General features: G+C 73.9%; 13 protein-coding genes and 1 pseudogene. 9 read left to right on the forward strand and 5 right to left on the reverse strand.

All coding sequences use genetic code 11. The features are described from left to right. Position 1: 1 nt before the first annotated feature. From ACFPP6_RS24100 to ACFPP6_RS24110, 3 genes are all read right to left on the reverse strand, one after another. On the reverse strand, positions 2-2173 hold the full coding sequence (locus ACFPP6_RS24100) for a PIG-L family deacetylase (RefSeq protein ID WP_382045955.1): 2172 nt from the start codon (positions 2171-2173) through the stop codon (positions 2-4). 320 nt (positions 2174-2493) lie between these two features. Next, a complete protein-coding gene (locus ACFPP6_RS24105) occupies positions 2494-3237 on the reverse strand; it encodes a response regulator (protein WP_382045958.1) in 744 nt (247 codons plus the stop codon). Further along, positions 3234-4418 (reverse strand): sensor histidine kinase, encoded by a 1185-nt coding sequence (locus ACFPP6_RS24110; protein ID WP_382045961.1) that lies wholly within the window; start codon positions 4416-4418, stop codon positions 3234-3236. Before ACFPP6_RS24110 ends, ACFPP6_RS24105 begins: the two co-directional genes overlap by 4 nt. A gap of 179 nt (positions 4419-4597) precedes the next feature. Here ACFPP6_RS24110 and ACFPP6_RS24115 point away from each other — a divergent pair, with 179 nt between their 5' ends. The 7 genes from ACFPP6_RS24115 to ACFPP6_RS24145 all read left to right on the forward strand — a co-directional run bounded on the left by ACFPP6_RS24115 (position 4598) and on the right by ACFPP6_RS24145 (position 11613). Continuing rightward, on the forward strand, positions 4598-4816 hold the full coding sequence (locus ACFPP6_RS24115; RefSeq protein ID WP_382045970.1) for a hypothetical protein: 219 nt from the start codon (positions 4598-4600) through the stop codon (positions 4814-4816). Positions 4817-4820: 4 nt separating this feature from the next. Then, the gene (locus ACFPP6_RS24120) at positions 4821-5324 is read left to right on the forward strand and encodes a cupin domain-containing protein (protein ID WP_382045972.1); all 504 of its coding nucleotides are present in this window, start codon (positions 4821-4823) and stop codon (positions 5322-5324) included. Positions 5325-5450: 126 nt separating this feature from the next. Next, complete coding sequence (locus tag ACFPP6_RS24125) at positions 5451-6614, forward strand: alpha/beta hydrolase (RefSeq protein WP_382045975.1); 1164 nt, start codon at positions 5451-5453, stop codon at positions 6612-6614. Positions 6615-6669: 55 nt separating this feature from the next. Next, entirely contained in the window at positions 6670-7299 is a 630-nt protein-coding gene (locus ACFPP6_RS24130) for an ArsR/SmtB family transcription factor (RefSeq protein WP_382045978.1), read from the forward strand. Further along, entirely contained in the window at positions 7296-8675 is a 1380-nt protein-coding gene (locus ACFPP6_RS24135) for an MFS transporter (RefSeq protein WP_382045981.1), read from the forward strand. Before ACFPP6_RS24130 ends, ACFPP6_RS24135 begins: the two co-directional genes overlap by 4 nt. 57 nt (positions 8676-8732) lie before the next feature. After that, complete coding sequence (locus tag ACFPP6_RS24140) at positions 8733-9890, forward strand: alpha/beta hydrolase family protein (protein ID WP_382045984.1); 1158 nt, start codon at positions 8733-8735, stop codon at positions 9888-9890. A 121-nt stretch (positions 9891-10011) separates the two neighbouring features. Further along, positions 10012-11613 (forward strand): alpha/beta hydrolase, encoded by a 1602-nt coding sequence (locus tag ACFPP6_RS24145; RefSeq protein ID WP_382045987.1) that lies wholly within the window; start codon positions 10012-10014, stop codon positions 11611-11613. A 51-nt stretch (positions 11614-11664) separates the two neighbouring features. On the opposite strand, the gene ACFPP6_RS24150 is transcribed toward ACFPP6_RS24145, so the two are convergent. Next, positions 11665-12738 carry a polyprenyl synthetase family protein gene (locus tag ACFPP6_RS24150; RefSeq protein WP_382045990.1) on the reverse strand — a complete coding sequence of 358 codons (1074 nt, stop codon included), beginning with the start codon at positions 12736-12738 and terminating at the stop codon, positions 11665-11667. Between the two features lie 45 nt (positions 12739-12783). Then, positions 12784-13833 carry a tetratricopeptide repeat protein gene (locus ACFPP6_RS24155; protein ID WP_382045993.1) on the reverse strand — a complete coding sequence of 350 codons (1050 nt, stop codon included), beginning with the start codon at positions 13831-13833 and terminating at the stop codon, positions 12784-12786. Between the two features lie 645 nt (positions 13834-14478). Between ACFPP6_RS24155 and ACFPP6_RS24160 the strand changes: the two are divergent. Both ACFPP6_RS24160 and ACFPP6_RS24165 read left to right on the forward strand, forming a co-directional pair. Next, positions 14479-15952 (forward strand): annotated as a pseudogene (locus tag ACFPP6_RS24160) (MbnB/TglH/ChrH family RiPP precursor modification enzyme). Beyond that, the gene (locus tag ACFPP6_RS24165) at positions 15949-16989 is read left to right on the forward strand and encodes a TIGR04222 domain-containing membrane protein (RefSeq protein WP_382045996.1); all 1041 of its coding nucleotides are present in this window, start codon (positions 15949-15951) and stop codon (positions 16987-16989) included. The pseudogene ACFPP6_RS24160 and the gene ACFPP6_RS24165 overlap by 4 nt, the downstream one beginning before the upstream one ends. Positions 16990-17047 lie beyond the last annotated feature (58 nt).

The following is a 17047-nucleotide window of genomic DNA, read 5'->3' on the forward strand; positions in this document are numbered from 1 at the left end:
CCTACGACTGGACGTTCGTCCGCGCCTTCCCGTCGTGAGCGATCCAGTCCGTGAACGCGCCCTTGCCCGAGCCGCGCAGCCGTGCGCTGCTCAGCTTGTTGTCCAGGCCCATGACGACGACCGCGACCGCATTGCCCTTGGCGTCGAGCGCGACGCCGGGGACGCCCCGGAAGGGAATGCCTTCCTTGCCCCACGGGCCCGGGCGGCCGGACCCGGCGGACAGCCGCACGCGGCCCTTGCCGTCGTCGTCGGTGAGCACGGTGGTGTTCCCGGCCTGCCCGACGGCGACGCGGCCATGGCCGCTGAGCGGGTCGCACTGGGCCGAGACGCGCCAGCCCTTGTCGTCGCCGAGCCGGTCGACGACGAGCACCCGGGAGGTGTTCGGCTGGCGCACGGCCATGCGCATGCCGCCGCTCCCGAGGGGGGCGAGGCTCAGCGGGCCGGTGACGGCCGGGAGCTTCGTGGGCCCGGCCGGCTGCAGCGGGCCGCCGGGGTCCTGCGACATCCAGTGGTGCACGGTCTTGGTGTCGGCGGCGACGAGGTGGATCCGGCCCTGGCTGTCGAGGGCCGCGTCGAGCCCGTCCTCGATCTTCACCCGGGGGCCGGCGGAGGGGAGCGTCTCCCACTCGGAGAAGTCCTTGCCGCCGGCGCCGCTGCGGCGGCTCACCTCGCCCTCGAAGGTGCGGACGAAGACGTGGACCGTGCCGTCGGTGCCGGCCACGGCGACCGGGTAGCCCATCTCCATCGTGCGCGCGGGGTCCTGCTCGGGCGAGCCCAGCGACTCCCAGGGGCCGAACGACGGGGTGCCGCCGGAGTCGCCGCCGCTCTGCAGCGCGGTGACGACCTCGCGCCGGTGCGGCGTGTCCTTCGCGGGCAGCACCGTGCGTATGGAGAACAGCTGCAGCGTGCCGTCGGAGTGGCGCAGCGCCTGCACCTGGCCCTCCAGCATCGAGCCGCCGAGGGAAGTGGGGGTGGACCAGATGCCGCTGCCGGCCTTGGCCTCGGTCCAGCACTGCGCCGCACCGCCGAGGACCGCGAACGCCGCGAGGCGGCCGTCGGGCAGCGGCTGCACCCAGCGCATCGTGCCGGGCGCGCGGTGGCGGCAGTTGCTCGACCAGCCGTGGTACTTCGTCCCGGAGGTGCGGCCCACCTTGCGGTCGCCGCAGCCCGCGGCGTCGCCGCAGTCCTTGCCGTCGGCCCAGCCGTAGGTGTCGAGGAACTTGAGCTTGTGGTCGGTGGTGACCTTGTCGAGGTTGCTGGGGAGGTGGGAGACCTCGTAGCCGACGTAGCTGTCCACCGCCGTGGGCCGGGCGTGCTTGCGGCCCCAGTACTCGGCGAGCGCGGCCTGGGCGAAGAACGCGGACGTCGTGTGGTCCTGGTGGTCGTACTTGGCTATGCCGCGCAGGACGGGCGGGGTGTTCGGGAACTCCGGCGGCTTCGGCAGGTGCGTGGGGTTCGGGTCCAGGGTGCGGACGACGGTCGGCTGGTAGCGCTCGAATATCGCGACGAGGGTGTCGATGAGCTGCTTGCGGCCGTACTGGAAGGTGCTCCTGACCGGGCTGCCGGCCGGCAGGAGCGTCGTCAGCTGCGGGGTCGCCCCGAGCCACAGGCCGCGCAGGCTCTCCTTGCGCGGGTTGCGCAGGGTGCGGGCCTCGACCAGCTCCAGGAAGATCAGCTGGACCTGGGGGGCCGCGCGCAGGGTGTGCAGCTCGACCTGGATGCCGGGCAGGAGGGACAGGGCCTCCACGGTCCAGGGGCTGAGCCAGTCGCCGGTGGCCATCTGGGCCGTCGCCTCGCGGAAGCCGTTGAGCCGGGCGCGGACGAACTCGCCCCGCTTCTCGGGCAGCCGCTTGTAGCCGCGGGCGTTCGACAGCTCGTTGCGGCCGTCGGACTCGCCGCCGGTGAGACAGACCGTCACGGAGGGGCCGCCGCCGAGGATCGACTGCTCCAGCTCCGGGTTCATGAAGTAGAGGGAGTCGTCGGGGTGGGCGATGACGTGGACGAACGCCTCGGACGTCGTGGCCTTCGCGGGGCGCACCGGGGCGCCGTCCTGCGTGGCCTTCTTCTTCGCCTCCGGGGACAGCCACTGCCAGGCACCCACCGCACCGGCTCCGACGACGATGCCGCCGCCCGCGACCTGAAGTACGCGTCGGCGCGGTATGTGCCCAGGCACAGGTTTCCCCCCACTCTCCCGCGCGTGATGCGCGGGTGGAAAAGCAAAGGGGCGATTAGAACTAATCGCCCATGGATCATGAGTTCGATCCTATGACCGGCAACCTGCTGTTTCCCCGCTGTTTTGTAACAGCCGTACGTCGGCCGCATGTAGGTTCGTAGGCGGTTGCGCAACACCGCCCTACGGGCGCGCCAGGGTGACCGACGGTCGCGTGCCGGTAGCGGAGCGGCTTACGGAAAGCGCCGGTCCGGTCTGCGCGGGGAGCTGTTCACGGGACCGCGCCGGGCCCGGCCCCGGACGGGCCGCGGGCCGGGCGTGCCTCAGGCCTCCGCGCCGGGCCCGCCCACGTCGTGGACGAGCAGGGCGATCTGCACCCGGTTGTTGAGGCCCAGCTTGGTGAGGATGCGCGAGACGTGCGTCTTGACCGTCGCCACGCTCATGTAGAGCGCGCCGGCGATCTCCGCGTTCGACTGCCCGCGCCCGACGCAGGCCGCGACCTCCCGCTCCCGGTCGTTGAGCGCGGCCAGCAGCGTCCGGGCCCGGTCGCCGCGGGTGTCACGCTCCCGCTCCGTGACCCGGGAGATGAGCTGCTGCGTGACGGCGGGGGAGAGCACCGGCTCGCCTGCGGCGACCCTGCGCACGGCCGCGACGATCTCCGCCGGCGGGGTGTCCTTGAGGACGAAGCCCGCGGCTCCGGCGCGCAGGGCCCGCAGCACCTGCTCGTCGGCGTGGAAGGTCGTCAGGACGACGACCTCCGGGGCGCCTTCGCGGCGGCGCAGCTCCTCCGTGGCGGCCAGGCCGTCGACCGACGGCATGCGGATGTCCATCAGCACCACGTCGGGCGCGTGCCGGTCGACGAGGGCGGCGACCTCCGAGCCGTCGGCGGCCTCCCCGACGATGCGGATGTCGGGCAGGCCGCCCAGCATGAACGACAACCCGGCCCGCACCAGGGGGTCGTCGTCCACGAGCAGGACCCGGATCGGCCGGGCCTGCGGGGACTGCCGGGCCTCGGCCCGGGGGGAGTGCGAGGGCTCGGGGCCGTGCGGCGGCTGCGGGGCGTTCATGGCCGCCACGGTAGCCAGCCCTCGACGCGGAAGCCGCCGTCGGGTGTGGGTCCGTGCGAGAGCCGGCCGCCGGCGAGGGCGGCGCGCTCGGCCAGCCCGATGAGACCCTGCCCGGAGCCTGGCACGGACGCCCCGCTGCCGTCCCCCGGCGGATTGGTGACCCCGACCGTCAGCCCCGCCTCCGGGGAGCCCTCGACCGTGACCCTCACCGCCGCCCCTCCCGCGTGCTTACGGGCATTGGTCAGCGCCTCCTGCACGATCCGGTACACCGTGCGGCCCGTGACCTCCGGAACCGACGGGGCGTCGGCCACCCGCTGGTCGAGCACCACCTCCGTGCCCGCCTGCCGGGACTCCTCCACCAGACCCTCCAGCGCCGCCAGGGTGGGCTGCGGGCGGTCCCCTCCGCCCTCCGCGCCGGGGGCGCGCAGCACCCCGATCACCTCGCGCAGATCCTCCAGGGCCTGATGCGCACTGTCACGGATCACCCCGGCGGCCCGGGCCACCTCCGCGGGCGGGGCGTCCGGACGGAACTCCAGCGCCCCCGCGTGCACGCACAGCAGCGACAGCCGGTGCGCGAGGACGTCGTGCATCTCCCGGGCGATGCGCTCCCGGGCCAGGCGCTGCGCCTGCTCCGCCCGCAACTGCGCCTCCGCCTCGGCCCGCCGGGCGCGCTCGCGCAGCGACAGGACCAGCTGGCGCCGGGAGCGGACGAACATGCCCCAGCCGATGACGGTGAGGACCAGCAGCAGGCCCGTGGCCGTCGCGGCGGGGAAGGGCAGGTCCGGGTCGGGGCGGATCGCCGCCTGCAGCGGCTCGCTGATCAGGGCGAGCCCTCCCACGGCGGCCACCGTCCGGAACGGCCGGTGCACGGCGACCGTGAACACCGCCACCAGCATGGCCCCCGCGGCGGGCGGCACCGGCGTGCTCACCACCACCAGGACCACGGCGAGCGGCACCGGCCACCGGCGGCGCATCCACAGCGCGACGCAGGCCAGGGCGCCCACGATCTGGTCGAAGAAGAGGAGCGCGGGCGAGGCGCTCGGATCCTTGCGCAGTGCCTCGGCCGCCAGTATCCCGATCACCGCCGCGAAGGCGATGCAGAGGATGTCGACCGCCCAGTCGCGCACACTGCGCGCCGTGCGGGGCGGCACCTCCGCCGTCTCCTCGGTCTTCACGTCCATGAACAGCCAATTTACCGACGCGGCGGGCGGACCGGAGGCGCCGGACGGAGGGCCGATACCAAAGTTGTACGAGGCGGGACCTTGGATGGTCCGGGCGTCTGCGAGCGACTACTTCAGTCGGCGCCGCGCAGCCTTCCGGGCGATGACCGGAGCGGGGCGGCGGCAGGAACATGGCGGGTATGAAGAAGCTGCTCGAAGGCATCGGCGTCATCCTCGTCCTGCAGGGGCTGGGCGGCGTCGTCCACGGACTCACCGGCTGGTTCCACTACTGGGTGGTCGTGCGCTACCTCGGTTTCCTCGACGGCTACGAGATGTACGCGAGCATCGTCCTCGCCGTCATCGGCACGGCCCTGGTCATAGCCTCGGACAGCGTCAAGGCCGAGCCCGCGCGAGAATGACGCCATGGCTGACAGTCCTTCCGGCACATCCGAACTGGTAGCGCTCCTCGGCCTCCGACCGCACGTCGAGGGAGGGTGGTTCCGCGAGACATGGAAGACCACGCGCGAGGCGGTCCCCGACGGCTACGGCGGGCCACGGGCGTTCGCCACCGGCATCTACTACCTCCTCCACCCCGGTGAGGTCTCCCGCTGGCACCGCGTGCGCTCCGACGAGCTGTGGCTGTGGCACCGCGGCGGCCCGCTGCGGATGAGGCTCGGCGGCTCCGGCGGTACGCCCGACGGAAAGGGAGCCGCCGAAGTGGTCCTCGGACCCGGCGTCGAGCGGGGCGAGCAGCCGCAGTTCCTGGTGCCCGGCGGCGTGTGGCAGTCGGCCGGGCCCGCGGGGGACGAGCCGGTGCTGGTGACGTGCGTGGTCGCACCGGGCTTCGCCTTCGAGGACTACGAGGACTCCGAGACCCCTGAGGGCTCCGAGATCTCCGAGGATTCCGCGGACTCCGCGAGGGGGTGACGGCGCCCCTCGCCGACCCCCTACTGAGGTATCACCCCAGGGTTGGCTCCCTGGGGTGACGCAGGTTCGGACACCCTCTTTCTAGCTTTCCCTCTGTCACGCAACGGGGACGAGGGAGAGACAGTCATGGGCCGCTTCAAGCGCACGCTGGTCGCCGCAGCTCTGGCCGCCACGGTCGTGGCCGGCACGGCCGGCTGGGCCGTCAGCGACGAGCAGACCGCGGTCACCGGCCCGCCCGCCGGCGCCGAGGCGTGGCGTGCGGACCGCTCCCTCCACCGCGAGCTGCCGGACCCGGCGACGGCGGCGCCGCGTACCGTCGCCGCGTTCTTCGCCGGTCTCACCGAGGCCGAGCGCAAGGACCTGGCGGCCCGTCACGCGCTGGTCGTCGGCAACCTCGACGGTGCGCCCGTGCCCCTGCGGTACGAGGCCAACGCCCGGGCGATAGCCGCCGAGCGGGCGAAGGCGCGGGCCCGGGCCGCGGACCCGGCCCTGACCCGCGGCGCGCGGGAAGAGGCCCGCGAGCGGGCCGACCGCTGCGAGCGGCTGCTCGCGCCGGGCCGCCGGATCCTGGCCTTCGACCCGCGCGGCCGCGGCCAGGTCGCCGAGGTGTACGGCGATCTGGCGGCCGCCCGGCACACCGCCGTCATCGTGCCGGGTTCGGACATCGACCTCCGCACCTTCGACCGGACGAAGGACCGCTACGGCACCCCCGCCGGGATGGCCGCCTCCCTGCGGGCCGAGATGGAGCGCAGGGCGCCCGGCACCCCGACCGCCGTCATCGCCTGGGCGGGCTACACCACGCCCGTGGGCCTCGGCGTGGACGCCGCCACCGGCCGGCTCGCGCAGGCCGGGGCCGTGCGCCTGGAGCGCCTGCTCGCCGGCCTGTCGGCGGCCGCCGCCTCTCCCGCCGCGCCGCCGCCCTCCGTCTTCTGCCACAGCTACGGCTCGGTGGTCTGCGGCCTGGCCGCCCCGTCCGTCGGCCGCACCGAGGCCGCCGACCTCGTGGCGCTCGGCAGCCCCGGCATGCGCGCCGACTCGGTGGCCGGGCTGCACACCGGAGCCCGCGTCTGGGCCGCCGCGCGCAACTCCTCGGACTGGATAGGCAACGTCCCCAACGTCGACCTCTTCGGCCTGGGACACGGCACCGACCCCACGTCCCCGGAGTTCGGCGCCCGCGTCGTCCCCACGCGCGGCGCCCACGGCCACACCGGCTACTTCGCCCCCGGCACGGACTCCCTGCGCAACTTCGCGGACATCGCCCTCGGCACCTACGCCCACGCCCGGACCTGAAACAGACTGCCAAGGTTTCTTTGCAAAGAAACCTTGGCAGTCTAGAGTGCGGGGAATGACCCATGTCGTGCTCGACGCCAAGGGCCTGCGTGCCCTGGCCCACCCCGTACGCGTGCAACTCGTCGGACTGCTGCGGCTGTACGGCCCCTCGACGGCCACCCGGCTCGCCGAGCGCCTCGGCCTGGCCTCCGGGGCGACCAGTTACCACCTGCGGCAGCTCGCCGCCGCGGGCTTCGTCGCGGAGGACGCTTCGCTGGGCAACGCCCGCGAGCGCTGGTGGCGCGCCGTCCACGAGGCCACCGTCATCGACGACGACGAGCTCGCCGAGCAGGAGCCCGAGGCCATGCTCGGCTACGTCCAGGGCGTCGTGGCCGCCCACACCCTCCGCACCCAGCTGGCCGTCGCCGCGTACCCGGCCCTGCCGAAGCCCTGGCGGGACGCCTTCAACATGAGCGACTGGAACCTGCGGCTCACCCCGCAGGAAGCCGCGGACCTGTCCGGGGAGCTCCGGGCTGTCATCGAGCGCTACCGGCAGCACGCGCCCGGCGCGGACGCCCCCGCGGACAGCGAGCACGTCGCGCTCACCCTGCACCTCCTGCCCGACCCCGCCGTCGCGGAAGGGCGTACGGAAGGCCGTACGGAAGGCGGCGCGGGAGCCTGCGCGGACGGACGGGGAGAAGCATGACCCCGCCGGCCCCGCGGCGCGGCCGGATATCCGGCCGTCTGCCGTACCCCCGACGCCCGGACGGAGCCCCGGGAGCCCGTCCCGCAGGCCGCAGCGTCCGCCCGCTCGCCGGAGTCCTCGCGGCAACGGCCGTCTCCCTGACGGGCACGCGCGTCTCGGCGGTCGCCCTGCCGTGGTTCGTGCTCGTCACCACCGGCAGCGCCGCGCAGACCGGACTCGTCGCCTTCTGCGAGATGACCCCGTACGTCCTGGTCAAGATGTTCACCGGCCCCCTGACCGACCGCGTCGGACCGCGCGTCGTGTCCTGGACGACCGACACCCTCAGCGCCGCCACTGCAGCGCTGATCCCCCTGCTCCACGCCCTGGACCTGCTGCCGTTCTGGCTGCTGCTCGGCCTCGTCGCGGTGATCGGCGCCGCGCGCGGGCCCGGCGACCTGGCCAAGGAGATCATGGTGCCGGAGGCGGCGGAGCGCAGCCGGGTCCCCCTGGAACGGGCGACCGGCCTCTCCGGCGTCACCGAGCGCCTCGCCTCCACGGTCGGCCCGGCGGCCGGCGGCGCGCTGGTGGCGCTGCTCGGCCCGATGGCCGGCCTGGTCGTCAACGCCGTCAGCTTCGCCCTGGGTTCCCTCGTGATCGCGTTCGCGCTCCCGCGCGGCATGGGCCTCGCGGTGCCGTCCGGCGACGCGCCCACGGACGGCGGGGCGGGCGAACCGGCGGGCTACTGGCGCCGTTTCGGCGAAGGGTTCGCCTTCCTGCGCGGCGAACCCCTGCTGCTCACGATCATCGTCACGGTCGGTGTCACCAACCTCCTCGAGGCGGGCTTCATGGCCGTCCTCGTCCCCGTGTGGGCCGAGAGCTCCGGCGGCGGCCCCGCGGCCATCGGCCTCACCAGCAGCGCGGCGGGCATCGCGGCCGTCTGCGGCAGCCTCGTGGCCGCCGCGCTCGCCCACCGGCTGCGCCGCCGCCCCGTGTTCTTCGCGGGCTTCCTGCTCGCAGGGGCACCGAAGTTCGTGGTGCTCGCCTGCGGAGCGCCATTGTGGGTGGTGCTCGTGGTGTTCGCCGTCAGCGGGTTCGGCGGCGGCTTCCTCAACCCCATCCTCGGCGCCGTGTCCTTCGAGCGGGTGCCGCGCGCCCTGCTGGGCCGGGTGCGGGCGCTGGGCGACTCCCTGGCCTGGGCGGGCATCCCCCTCGGCGGCCTGCTCGCCGGCCTCGCCGTCACATCCGCCGGCCTGGTGCCGGTCCTCCTGGTGGGAGGGGCGGTGTACTTCCTCACCACCAACCTGGCCGGACTGCGCCCGGAGTGGCGCGAGATGGACCGCGGGCGCGGTGCCGGCACCCCTCGCGCAGCGCCGGAGGACACCGCCGTGCGAAGTTGATCACCTCCGACCTGAGGCTGATGGCGGGAGGTGTCACGGCCGCATAACGTGATGATCATGTTGTGGAAATCGCGGAAGACATCGCGGCGGTCCTTCGTGGCCGCCGCGCTCCTCGTGGCCTTCGCCGCACCCCAGATGCCCGCCGTGGCCGCGGCGGCGGAACGTGCCCCCGAACCGGCGGCACCCGGAACCCCGGCCGAGCTGCCGGCGCCGACAGGCAGGACGCCCGTCGGGACGAAGACCCTGCACCTCGTCGACACCTCGCGCCCCGACCCCTGGAAGCCCGCCGCCGGCAAGCGGCAGCTCATGGTCTCGCTCTGGTACCCGGCGCGGCACCAGGGCGACAAGAACGCCCCCTACGTGTCGAAGGAGCTCTCCAAGGCGGTCCTCGGCAAGGAGGATCTCGCAAGCATCCGCACGAACTCGACCCTGGACGCCGAGCCGGCCCGCAAGCCCCGGCCGCTGGTCGTCCTTTCGCCGGGCTTCGGGATGAGCCGGCTGACCCTCACCGCGCTCGGCGAGGACCTCGCGTCCCGCGGGTACGCGGTGGCCGCGGTCGACCACACCTACGAAGCCCCGGTCGAGTTCCCCGGCGGGCGCATCGAGACCTGTGAGACCTGCGCGAAGCCGGACATGGCCGCCGTCGTGCGGAACCGGGCGAAGGACTTCTCCTTCCTCCTCGACCGGCTGACCGCCCCCGGCAGCCCGCTCGCCGTCGACCGCGGCCGGATCGCCGTGGTCGGCCACTCCATCGGCGGCGCGAGCGCGGTGGAGGCCCTGCGCGGCGACAAGCGCGTGGACGCCGCCGTCAACCTCGACGGCAACTTCCCCATCGACCTGCCCGCCGACGGGCTGAAGAAGCCCGTGATGCTCTTCGGCGCACAGCGGGCCGGCGGCGACGCGGAGAACGCGGAGAACTGGGACAAGAGCTGGCAGCGGCTGACCGGCTGGAAGCGCTGGCTCGACGTGCCCGAAGGCGGCCACCTGACGTTCACGGACGCCCCCTGGATCGTGGACCGGTTCGGTATGCCCGGCCAGATCCCGCCGGACCAGGTCCACGGCGCCTACGGCAGCCTGCACGGCATCCGCTCGACCGCGCTCACCCGCGCGTACGTGAACGCGTTCGTCGACCGGCACCTGCGCGGCACGCCGAGCCCGCTCCTCGACCGGCCGTCCGCGGCCTACCCGGAAGTCACCGTCCTGAAGAAGAAGTAGCGCGCGTCCTCGGGAGACCCGGGGGTGGCACCAGTGCCACCCCCGGAACGGATACCAGCGGGGTCGATCGCGGCCGCCCCGCCCGGGAGCATCGAACCGTCACCACGCACCAGGAGGTTCGATGTTCGAGCTCAGGAAACCGCGGCGGACCGTGAAGGCGGTCTCCGCACTCTCCGCCGTGTCGGCCGCGCTCGCCGCGGTGGTCGCGGCCGCAGTGCTCCCGGCCGGAGCAGCAGCTGCACAGCAGGGCGCGCCCGCGCAGCCGCGCCCGGCCACGGCCGTGACCGTGCCCGAGCGGTACACCTCCCAGAAGCTCGTGTGGCAGCCCTGCCCCGAGCTGACCACCATGGAGTGCGCGGAGATGACCGTCCCGCGCGACTGGCACGCCCCGGACGCCGGCAAGGACCTCACGATCGCCGTGTCCCGCGTGCGGGCGAGCGACCCCGCCCACCGGCGCGGGGTGCTGATGATGGCCGCGGGGGGACCCGGCGGCAAGGGGTTGCTGCGGCCGGCCGGCGTCGCCCGGAAGGCACCCGCCATCGGCGCCGTCCACGACATCGTCGGCTTCGACCAGCGCGGCGTCGGCAGGAGCTCGCCGCTGCAGTGCCAGACCCAGGAGAAGCTCGACGCCTTCTTCGCGGGCGACTTCCGCGACCGCTCGCCCGCCGCCGTGCAACGCGTCGTGGACAACTCCCGCAAGCTCGCCGACGCCTGCCGCGACAAGCACGGCGACCTCCTGCCGTACATCACCACCGAGCAGACCGTGCGCGACATGGACCTCTTCCGCGCCCTGCTCGGCGAACGGAGGATCTCCTACTACGGGGCCTCCTACGCGACCATGGTCGGCGCGTACTACGCCACGCTCTTCCCGCAGCGCGTCGAACGCGCCGTCCTGGACAGCAACATAGCCTTCGGCGGCACTTGGGAGGACTTCGAGAAGGGCCAGCCGAAGAGCTTCCAGCGCCGCTTCGAGCAGGACTTCCTGCCCTGGCTCGCGAAGAACGACGCCATCTACCACTACGGCCGCACCGCGGCCGAGGCGAAGGCCACCTGGGAGCGGCGCCGCAGCGCGCTGCGCGACCACCCGCTCAGCCCGGGCGAGGGCAAGGGCAGGTCCCTCGACCCCAACCGCTTCGACAGCGGCACCATCCAGGCGATCTACGATTCCCAGGAGGGCTTCCCGGGCCTCGCGAAGGCGCTCGCCGCGCTGGAGCACTGGGACACGGCGGCCCCCGCCGAGCGGAAGCTCGTCGACACCCTCTTCGGCTCCTATCTCGGCACCAACTTCTTCGCCGAGTTCCTCTCCGTGACCTGCGCGGACACCCCGTGGAACCGCGACACCGGATCCTGGATCCGGCGCAGCGCCGAGGACGCCGCCAAGTACCCCCTGATGGGTGCCCGAGAGCTCGCCTTCGCCTCCGCGTGCGCGGCATGGCCCACCCCTCCGGCACCGCGCGTCAAGGTCACCGGCAAGGGCCTGCCGCCCGTCCTGATGCTCAACTCCCTGCACGACCCGGCCACGTACTACGAGGCTGCACAGCGCGCCCACCGGGACCTGCGCGGCTCGCGCCTGGTCACGGTCACCGGCGGCGACCACGGCGTCTACCTGGGCGGCAGCGCCTGCGCCGACGGCATCGTGAACAAGTACCTCCTCTCCGGAGAACTGCCCGCCCGGGACGTCACCTGCGAGAGCGCGCCGCTGCCGGCGCCGGCGGCGAAGTAGCCCGCAGCGGGGCCGCCCGCCGCGACTGCAGCGGCGGCACCGGCAGAGGTGCTACAGCTGCCGTTCCAGCAAATGCGCGGAGAGCGCGACGAGTTCACCGACCGCGCCCTCCGCGAGGCCCGCGCCGTACAGGCAGTCGTGGGCGGCCGCCGCATGGCGGTGCGCCTCCTCCAGGGCGAACTCCCGGCCCCCGGCCGCTTCCACCAGACCGGCCGCGCGGTCGGCGGCCGCGGCGTCCGGGGGCGTGTCCGGGCCCAGCAGCCGGGCCAGCTCGCGGGCGGTCGCCCCGTCGTCCAGGGCGACGGCCGCCAGCACCGGCAGGGTCTTCTTCCGCCGCAGCAGGTCGCCGTGGACCGGCTTGCCCGTCGCCCGCGGGTCGCCCCAGATCCCCAGCAGGTCGTCCACGATCTGGAACGCCGTGCCGAGCCGCCGCCCGGCCTCGGCTAGGGCGCCCGTCTGCAGGGGCGGGGCGCCCGCCAGCACCGGTCCCAGGGACAGGGCGCAGCCGAGCAGGGCGCCGGTCTTGCGGGCCGCCATCGCCTCGTACTCCGGTATGCCGACCGCCCCCTGCCCCGTCCACGGGCGGTTCTCGAACAGCAGGTCGTCGGCCTGCCCGCGCACCAGCTCGCCCAGGAAGTCGGCCAGATGCGCCACCGCCCGGCCGGTGTGCTCGCCCCCGGCCTCCGCCACCGTCCGCACGGCCAGCGCGAACAGGGCGTCGCCCGTCAGGACGGCCGGCCCGGTGCCGAACGCCTTCCACGTCGCGTCCCGGTGCCGCCGCCGCTCGTCGCCGTCCATGATGTCGTCGTGCACCAGCGAGAAGGTGTGCACCAGCTCCACGGCCACCGCCGCCTGCACCGCGGCCCCGAGGGGAGCACCCACCGCCTCCGCGCCGAGCAGGGCGAACGCCTGGCGGACGCCCTTGCCGCCGGGGGAGGGGCTCGGCGTGCCGTCGGCCTCGCACCAGCCGAAGGAGAAGGCCGCCATGCGGGCCGGCAGCGGGTGCAGCGTCGCCACGGCGGCTCTGAGCGCGGGCTCGGCCAGCGCCCGCGCGCGGGCGAGCGTCTGGGGAGCGGGGGTCCGGAGTGCGGTCTGCGGGGGCACGGGGCCGGCCTGCGTGGGCATGGTCTTTCTCTCTCCTGTCGTGGGCTGCCGAGGAAGGACGTGCTGTCAGGCGGCCGGACGGGCCGCCGCGTCCGCCGCCGTCCCCAGTTCGGCGCGCGCCTCCTCGACCATCCGCCGGGCGTGGAGCAGGCCGATCCGGCCGAGCGTACGGTGCAGGTCGTCCAGCTCGGCGGCCGTCCCGGCGCGGTCGTGCCCCAGCCGGGCCCGGCTCTTGACCAGCCCGAGCCGGGCCAGGGCGGCGCCCCGCGGCTCCGCCATCTCCCGGAACTCCTCCAGCGCGCCGCGGTAGCACTTCTCGGCCTCCGCGTAACGGCCCGCCCGGAACAGGACGTTGCCGCGCATCTTGTGGTTGTAGGCCAGAGCGCTGACGAGCTTCATCCGCCGGCACGTCCCCTCGGCCTCCGACAGCAGCGCGAGCGCCCGCTCGGTCTCCCCCCGCAGGGACAGCACGTCGGCGATCCCGCGCAGCGCCCACGCGTGGCCGCGGGCGTCGTCGGCCCGGCCCGATATCTCCGCCGCCTCCTCGAACATCGCCAACGCGGTGTCGTACGAGCCCGAGTTGCGGTGCATCTGCGCGATGCCCTCCAGCGCCCACACGGTGTGCCGGGCCTCGCCGCGGCGCCGCGCCTCGGCCAGCAGCTTCTCGTGCAGTTCGCCGACGGCCTCGTAGTCGCCCTGGATGCGGCCGGTCTCGGCGAGCCCCGCGAGGGAGTAGCCGCGGGCCACGATGTCGTCGCCCCGCTCGGCGAGTTCGGCGGCGATGGCGAGCCAGCGCCGGGCCAGGGCCAGTGCTCCGCGCTGGCGGGCGAGCGTGCCGCCGCTCCACACGGCCCAGGCCATCGCCCCCAGGTCCGACGCCTGCCGCGCGGCCCGGTAACTCGCCTTCCACGCGCGCTCGGCGTCCTCCACCCGGCCGAGCCGCCGGCTCGCCTCGGCGACGGCCAGCTCGGCGTGCGCCATGCCGAGGGCGGAACCGTCCAGTTGGGCACGCTGCCGTTGCTCGACCGCCTTGGCCAGCACTTCTTCGAGCGAGGCGTTCACAGAGAGGTCTTCCAGGGAGCCCCGGTACTCGGGGGCGAATGCCTTGCCGTACATGGTTCAGCCTCACTTCAGGATCGCTCGGGGAGGGCAGCGGGCGCCCTAACCGTTGATCAAGAAGCTATGGCCTCGAACCACCCCGAGTAGTCAGACCAGGAGGCGGCGTCCCGTACATCTGAAGTCCGGTGCAGACGGCACGGGTCATACGAGAGATGTACGGCCGCAGGGTGGAGCAGGGCATGCGCGAGGGCTCACTCGGGCCCCTGACGCGCGTGCCCTGCAAGGGCGTTCATACGTCTTCGGTCCGGAAGACCCGCCGTTGACCGAACCCGTCGTGGTGTTATTCGAGGGGGCGGTTCACGGGTCGGCGGTGGTTTTACCTGGCCCGGCCCGGACGACGTTCCGCCTTTCCGTTGCTGTTTCCCCCGCCCGTGGTCGTCGACCCCTGGTCTGGCGGCTGTGCGGTGGCGCTCTGAGCTGGCCTGACGTGGTTGCCGTCGTTCACTGCGTATTGGCTCACCCGACCCCCCGAGGTGAATCCCGAGGGCAAATGTCCGCGTGAAATCCACGAGTGTGCCATGCGCCGGACCGGGGCGGATGCTGTTTCCCTGCCGCAGGATTTGTACAGTGTGCCGCGGGGAAAGCCAGCTGGTACAGGTGTTCGGCTCCACGGGGGAGCACGGGATGGACGGGGGCGGGGCCATGCGTGAGCCGAGTGCGCTCAAACTGCTGGGGACGGGAATCGGCTGGCGCCCGGAGATAGCCGGCGCCGTGGCGGCGGGCCCGGTCCGTGCGGACTGGGTGGAGGTCGTCGCGGAGAACATCTGCCCGGGCCACCTTCCCGCTCCGCTCAGGGAACTGCGCGAGCGCGGCACGGCGGTGATACCCCACGGTGTCTCCCTCGGCCTCGGCGGCGCCGACCGGCCGGATCTCGCCCGGCTCGCCGCGCTGGCCGAGCGCGCCGAAGCCCTCGGCTCGCCGCTCGTCTCCGAGCACATCGCCTTCGTCCGCTCCGGGGGACCGCTGACCGGCTCCCCGCGGATCGAGGCCGGGCACCTGCTGCCGGTGCCCCGCACCCGCGACGCCCTGGACGTCCTGTGCGAGAACGTCCGCATTGCGCAGGACATGCTGCCCGTCCCGCTCGCGCTGGAGAACATCGCGGCCCTCCTGCCCTGGCCCGGCGAGGAGCTGACCGAGGGGCAGTTCCTCGCCGAGCTGGTCGCAAGGACGGGCGTGCGGCTCCTGATCGACGTCGCCAACCTCCACACCAACCACGTCAACCTGGGCCACGAACCGGCGGCCGCCCTGGACGAACTCCCGCTGGAAGCCATCGCCTACGTGCACGTCGCAGGTGGCGTCGAGCAGGGCGGGCTGTGGCACGACAGCCACGCCCACCCGGTGACCGGCCCCGTCCTCGACGTCCTCGCCGAGCTGTCCGCCCGCGTGACGCCCCCGGGCGTCCTGCTGGAGCGCGACGACGCCTTTCCCGCACCCGAAGAGCTCGCGGCGGAACTGGACGCGATCAGGGCGACGGTGGCCGGTGCCCGGAGCTCCTCCCGGCAGGACCGGCAGGACCCGCGGCGGACGGTGGCGCACAGTGTCTGAAACCACACCTCGAACCACACCTCAGGCCACACCTGAAACCGCGCAGGAACCCACGCCCGAAACGGCGCCCGAGACCGCCCCCGACGCCGCCCGGCGGCGCCTCGCGCACGCCCAGCACGCCCTGCTCTCCGCGCTCGTCGCGGACGCGCCCCCGCCGCCCGGCTTCGACCCGCAACGGCTGCGGGCGCAGCAGCAGGCGCTGCTCGGCAAGCGCGCGGACGTCGTCGCGAAGGTCGCGCCGGAGCTGCCCGAGATCCTCGGGGCGGACTTCCGGCGGCTGTTCCTCGCCCATGCCCGCGGCCGTCCGATGAGCGACGGCTACCGCCGGGACGCGCTCGACTTCGCCGAGGCGCTCCTGAAGGCCGACGGCAAACGGACCGACGGCATCCGGCCCGTCGACATCCGGACCGACGGCATCCTCACCGATCCCGGGCGACGGGAGCGCCTGGCGGCGTGGACGGCCGCCCGGCACGCGGCGCCGGCCACCGGCCCCGCCCCGCTCCCGGCCCGCCTGGCGTCGGCCTGGCACACCTTGCGCTCGCGCGTGACCCGAAAGGCAACCGTCCTATGAACGCCGGCATCGTCGTCGCCTCCCTGGTGACCCTCCTTGCCCTCGTCGCCCCGTCGGCCTGGCTCGTCGTGGCCCGCCGCCGCGCCCTGGCCGACCCGCCGCCCGCACAGGGCGAGCCGGAGCTGCTGGAGGTCGCGTACCTGCTCGGCGGCCGCGGCCGGGTGGTGGACACCGTCATCGCCGGCATGTGCGACGACGGGCGGATATCCGTGAACGAGAGCGGCAAGCTCAAGGCCGAGCGGGCCCTTGCCTACAACGCCGTGGAGCGCGCCCTGCTGGGCCGCTGCGGCGCCGACTGGAGCACGTCCCTGCGCAAGGTCCGCACGTCGCTGCAGTTCGACCCGGCCGTCGACGCCCTCGAAGGCGCCCTCGTCCGGCGCGGGATGCTCATGTCGCCTCTGGTGAAGGAGAAGTGGCGGCGCGCCGCGGACGCACAGGCGGGAGGCCTGGCCCTCACCGGCGTCGGCGTCGTGGCCCTGATCCTCATGCCAGGGAGCTTCGTGACGCCCTCCGCCGTCCTCGGCCTCCTCGCCGCCGGCATCGTGCTCCGCGTCCGGTGCCGGCCCGCCGGGCCGAAGGCGCGGCCCACCCCGCGGGGCAAGGCCTTCATCAACCGGACGCCGGCGACCGGTCCCTGGAGCGTCCGGTTCTCCGCCACGCACCCGGAAGGCATCGCGGGCGTCGTGGCCGTGCACGGCGCCGGCGGGCCCGAGCCGGACCGGCCGTTCCTGAGCCTGCTGCGGCAGGCGGCACTGTCGAGCCCCGGCCTGGGCAGCTCGCACGCTGATGTCAAGAGCGCGAAGAAGCCGTCTTCCCGGAAGACTTCGAAGTCCTCGAAGCCGAAGTCCTCTTCCTCCTCCGCGTCCTCGTCGTCCCACACCAGCGGCGGGTACGCCTGCTCCGGCGCATCGAGCTGTTCCGGCCACTCCGGCCACTCCGGCCACTCCGGTCATTCGAGCTGCTCCAGCTCCAGCTCCAGCTGCTCCTCCTCCAGTTCGGGTTCCAGCTGTGGCGGAGGCAGCAGCTGCGGCTCCTGAACGGAACGTTCCGGGCAACTGGTACCTTCAGCCCGGTGATCATCCGCAGTGCCGGTAC

This window comes from Streptomyces aureoversilis (genome assembly GCF_042657885.1).
Lineage (GTDB): Bacteria > Actinomycetota > Actinomycetes > Streptomycetales > Streptomycetaceae > Streptomyces > Streptomyces aureoversilis.

Coding starts and splice junctions, on each gene's coding strand:
- ACFPP6_RS24105 (WP_382045958.1), bottom strand. CDS start 3,237: ATGAACGCCCCGCAGCCGCCGCACGGCCCCGAGCCCTCGCACTCCCCC.
- ACFPP6_RS24110 (WP_382045961.1), bottom strand. CDS start 4,418: ATGGACGTGAAGACCGAGGAGACGGCGGAGGTGCCGCCCCGCACGGCG.
- ACFPP6_RS24115 (WP_382045970.1), top strand. CDS start 4,598: ATGAAGAAGCTGCTCGAAGGCATCGGCGTCATCCTCGTCCTGCAGGGG.
- ACFPP6_RS24120 (WP_382045972.1), top strand. CDS start 4,821: ATGGCTGACAGTCCTTCCGGCACATCCGAACTGGTAGCGCTCCTCGGC.
- ACFPP6_RS24125 (WP_382045975.1), top strand. CDS start 5,451: ATGGGCCGCTTCAAGCGCACGCTGGTCGCCGCAGCTCTGGCCGCCACG.
- ACFPP6_RS24130 (WP_382045978.1), top strand. CDS start 6,670: ATGACCCATGTCGTGCTCGACGCCAAGGGCCTGCGTGCCCTGGCCCAC.
- ACFPP6_RS24135 (WP_382045981.1), top strand. CDS start 7,296: ATGACCCCGCCGGCCCCGCGGCGCGGCCGGATATCCGGCCGTCTGCCG.
- ACFPP6_RS24140 (WP_382045984.1), top strand. CDS start 8,733: ATGTTGTGGAAATCGCGGAAGACATCGCGGCGGTCCTTCGTGGCCGCC.
- ACFPP6_RS24145 (WP_382045987.1), top strand. CDS start 10,012: ATGTTCGAGCTCAGGAAACCGCGGCGGACCGTGAAGGCGGTCTCCGCA.
- ACFPP6_RS24150 (WP_382045990.1), bottom strand. CDS start 12,738: ATGCCCACGCAGGCCGGCCCCGTGCCCCCGCAGACCGCACTCCGGACC.
- ACFPP6_RS24155 (WP_382045993.1), bottom strand. CDS start 13,833: ATGTACGGCAAGGCATTCGCCCCCGAGTACCGGGGCTCCCTGGAAGAC.
- ACFPP6_RS24165 (WP_382045996.1), top strand. CDS start 15,949: ATGAACGCCGGCATCGTCGTCGCCTCCCTGGTGACCCTCCTTGCCCTC.